The sequence below is a fragment of the Daejeonella sp. genome (assembly GCF_044342615.1).
In the GTDB taxonomy this organism is placed as follows: domain Bacteria; phylum Bacteroidota; class Bacteroidia; order Sphingobacteriales; family Sphingobacteriaceae; genus Daejeonella.
The window spans coordinates 1-4,005 of the sequence record NZ_JBIIPN010000187.1; the positions used below are offsets into that span (position 1 = coordinate 1).

Below are 4,005 nucleotides of genomic sequence, written 5' to 3' on the forward strand. Positions count from 1 at the left end.
CGGCCGTGTGTCTCTATCGCAAATCAAATAAATGATAATGTTGGAGACACACGGCCGTGTGTCTCTACCTTGCCAATTAAACGAAATCCAGCAATACGATTACCCAAATCTATTTCATCATTCATCGCGGGTTTTAAATCGGCCGTAAATACAAAAATCAATGATTTTATTGATCAACAAAAATTATCCATCTCAAAATATAATAGAAACAATCATTTCTTTCAACCAAACTATCACGACCACATCATTAGAAATCAATTGGAATATCAGAATATTACAAATTACATAAGAAATAATCCGGCCAAATGGATTGAAGATAAATTTTATAAATCAAATCCGTCGTCGTAGAGACACACGGTCGTGTGTCTCCTCCCCCCATCAATTAAATGATAATTTATGAGACACACGACCGTGTGTCTCTACACGACCATCACAATTCAATTAAATGAAATTTATGAGACACACGACCGTGTGTCTCTACGGGGTTTATGGTTTCCCATAATTAAAAATCAAGTTTAGGCCTTATTTTGCAATAAATACCTTAAAAAAGATTGTTTTTAAACTATCAAATAGCAATATTTGAGAATACATTTCTTAATCTAAATTTATTTGAGTAAAATTTTATAGACCTATTTTGATTTAATTGATATTTTTAACATCAAATTTATTATTCGGCAATAAGATCATAAAGTCATTAAAAATAAATCGCCCTTTATCATATTACATGTTATAGGGAAATCGCAAATTATATTTAATTGACAAAGGCTATATTTGAATAGATTTACCTATGAAAAAACGTTACGCGATATTCTTCACTATCCTTGGTCTTTCAACATTTGCTTTTGGGCAAGTACACAAAGGTTTTCAATGGATTAGTCCTGACCATTCCTTGTTTAAAATCGATATTAATTCAGGAATATTAAGTCAGGATACTCCCAACAAGCCAAAAACAGAACTTGGCAAAATCCAAGATTGGGAATCAATAAAATCAGAGCTACCTGGCGATTTCGGAGTAAATGCCTTTTACCAAGCCGATTCTATACTTATCACTATCCCGGGGACAGGGCAAATCTTCAGTTTAGACTTAGCTAATTTAAAGCTTAATCGCCTAGACCAGACCTTCTTTAGAGGATACAATTTCAATGCAAGCCAATTTTTTAGAAAGGATACTCTTTTTTCTATCGGCGGTGACGGTTTTTGGTTAAAACATAGTATCATCACTTATTATAATCCCCAAACATCTGAATGGGCATTTTACAAATTCCAAAAAGATAATAAACACCCAAGTAAAAATAAGTTTAGTGGCTATTCAAAAGAGCAAGATGCATTTTTTTCATCTTTTCTAGAAGTGGATGAAAACTTAAAAAACAATAAAGTGCCCTTTAGAATATACTCATTTAAAAACGATAGCTGGGAAGAAAAGGGATTTTTAAGTGCCCATATAATTAATATTGCCAAAAATAATTATCGAACAATCTGGACGGGCAAATATTTATTTTTAATTTTTGACACTAACGATTCAAAGTATTACATCGTCGAGCCATTTGAAAATGTGCTTTATGAGCATAAATCAACAAATGATCAATTTTACTTGAATAATTCCGAGCTGTACTTTCAAAATGGAAAAATCTTCTCAAGAAGCATGGCAAGTACCGGAAAAATAGACAAAATATATTTCGATAGCCTTTCTGTTGACTCATTAGTAAAACAATCAAGCATAATAGGTCCAGTTTATGGATATAATGATTTTAGCAATAGAAACATTGTAATCGCTTTAGGAACACTTTTAGTGCTTACTGGAAGCTTCCTCTATTATCGTAAACGAACGAAACTTAAGATGGAAGATTATACCCTGACAGAGGTAGAATTATTGGTAGTGAAAAAATTTATCTATCAGCCTATTGGGATAAAAATAACAAGCATTGAGCTTAATAATTTATTGGAAATAAGTACAAAAACATACGATAATCAAAGGCAAATAAGGTATCGTATTATCGGCGCAATTAATCAGAAATTGCGTAAAGATTTAGACTCCAAAGATCTGATTTTCAGATCCTCCAATATTGAAGATAAACGTATGATGGACTATTATATAAATCCTGAAATAAAAGCGAAGGATTTAGAAAAATTAATCAAAAGCTTGAATTTATAAAACAAATAAACCTTTGTTCAGAGGGCCTTTAAATATAATATACGAAAAATAATCGAGAAATCAAAATTGAATCAAAGCTCTAATTAATTAAGAATAATTAGCTGACATTTTATTCTTAACTGTCACATTAAACAGACAACCAGCCTGTAAAATCTTTATCCTTATCCACAATAAACTCTTGAGATGAGAGCAATTCCCCTTTTAAAGAAATACTCAATTGCACTCGCTCATCTTTTACCAAATTAGGCGAATGAGCAAAAAATTTAAAGGAGAGATCTTCAAAATTATCAGTATAACTAATTACTTCCCTTGACCAGGTATTATCAAAAAAACGAACAATCTTTACATTGCCATTCTCATCTTTATAGGATATTTGAGCAACCGTTTTATAGCTCAATTCAACTTTAAGCAAAAAGACGCTTATCTCCCTGGTGTCCTTTTTGCTCATAAAACTAAATTTCTTCCAAAACATAAGCATCTTTTTCATTACTTATCAATAATCATTGTTTTACTAATATCTATTTTACGATAATCTCAACTCTTCTATTACCTGCTTTACCACCTGGACCATCGTTACTAGTTGCTGGTGTAGCTTCTCCGAAGAATGAACTGCTGATACGCTTAGAAGCAATACCCTTCTGAATTAACCAGGTAAGCACAGCTTGAACACGCTTTTTAGATAAAGCTAGGTTATAAGCCTCATCTAAAACACTATCCGTATGACCTGTTAAATAGATCTGAACATTAGGATATTTCTTTGCAAAAGCATCAACTTCTGCTAAAACTTTACTAGTTTCTAACTTATTTAAACTGTATTTGTCGGTATCAAAATATACAACACGTACTAATTGCTCAGGTAATTTTGGCTCTTCTACTTGAACTACTGCAGCTGGAGCAAGGCTCACAGGAGCTGGTGTTGATACTGCAGGTTTTGCTGCATAGGCTGGAGGCGTTCCAGCAGGATTTATGATATAATTACTAACTTCTGCTTTATGATCTTTACGCTTATATAATGGAACATGGAAACCTACATTGGTAATCATGTTCTTAGCGAGCTTTGACGAAAATCCACGATCATATGCCGTTTGAATGTGTATATAACCACCCTTCATTAACTGGTAACGTAAGCCGGCACCTATAGGAAGGCTTAAAAACGCTTGACTAGCATTTGCAACCATTTGAATGCTTCCACTTAAATAAGGACGAAGTTTTGACTTTGGACTAGAGAAATTATAAAAACTCTCTGCGCGCATTTGAAAAAAAGTATACTTCGTGTAATTTCTCTTATCATCCATAATAGTACCGAAAGCACCCCCAATATCAGCTCCAAAGGCCCAATTCTTTGTTAATGGTTCATAAAGACTCGCACTAATGCCTTGTAATGAACGCTCCTTTAATCGTAGCGACTCATCACAATTACAGTTATCCAATAATTTTTGGTTCAATGAATGAAACTCCTGCACTTGATAACGCATTCCCACACGTAACGTATCTAAAAACTTGTCTTTTACTTCAGTCTGTGCCTGGACACTCGCAAGGTTTAATAAACCTAGGAAAAGTAAAATGGCGATTTTAGTGTATTTTTTCATTATTTTTTTGTTGAATTTGTCAGTTGTCTGTTATCAGTTGTCAGGCTAGCGACATCAGCTACCCGGTGGCTGAGGTTCTCGAAGCCCGTTATTTCTTACTCAAATCAGATAAAGCGAAGACGAAATGGACAATGGGCAACCGCAAGGGTAGCCCCCGACAGGGTTGCCCCCGACAGGCTTGCGCCTATTCTTCCTTCACAACTGCTTTTTTCTTTTGTTTAAATGCTTTTCGTAAACTAAGTTCAAATGCATTTCTAGAATATC

General features: G+C 33.9%; 4 protein-coding genes. 2 read left to right on the forward strand and 2 right to left on the reverse strand.

The features are described 5' to 3' along the window. The first annotated feature begins 787 nt into the window (after positions 1–787). Complete coding sequence (locus ACIQ0D_RS11980; RefSeq protein ID WP_395805928.1) at positions 788–2,152, forward strand: hypothetical protein; 1,365 nt, start codon at positions 788–790, stop codon at positions 2,150–2,152. A gap of 127 nt (positions 2,153–2,279) precedes the next feature. Here the strand turns inward: ACIQ0D_RS11980 and ACIQ0D_RS11985 are convergent, their stop codons facing one another. Beyond that, positions 2,280–2,600: a hypothetical protein gene (locus tag ACIQ0D_RS11985; RefSeq protein ID WP_395805930.1), complete on the reverse strand. Its 321-nt coding sequence runs from the start codon at positions 2,598–2,600 to the stop codon at positions 2,280–2,282. A gap of 70 nt (positions 2,601–2,670) precedes the next feature. Beyond that, positions 2,671–3,741 (reverse strand): OmpA family protein, encoded by a 1,071-nt coding sequence (locus tag ACIQ0D_RS11990; RefSeq protein WP_395805932.1) that lies wholly within the window; start codon positions 3,739–3,741, stop codon positions 2,671–2,673. A 23-nt stretch (positions 3,742–3,764) separates the two neighbouring features. Between ACIQ0D_RS11990 and ACIQ0D_RS11995 the strand changes: the two genes are divergently transcribed. After that, positions 3,765–4,005 (forward strand): hypothetical protein (locus tag ACIQ0D_RS11995; protein WP_395805934.1); only part of this gene is annotated, 241 nt, incomplete at its 3' end.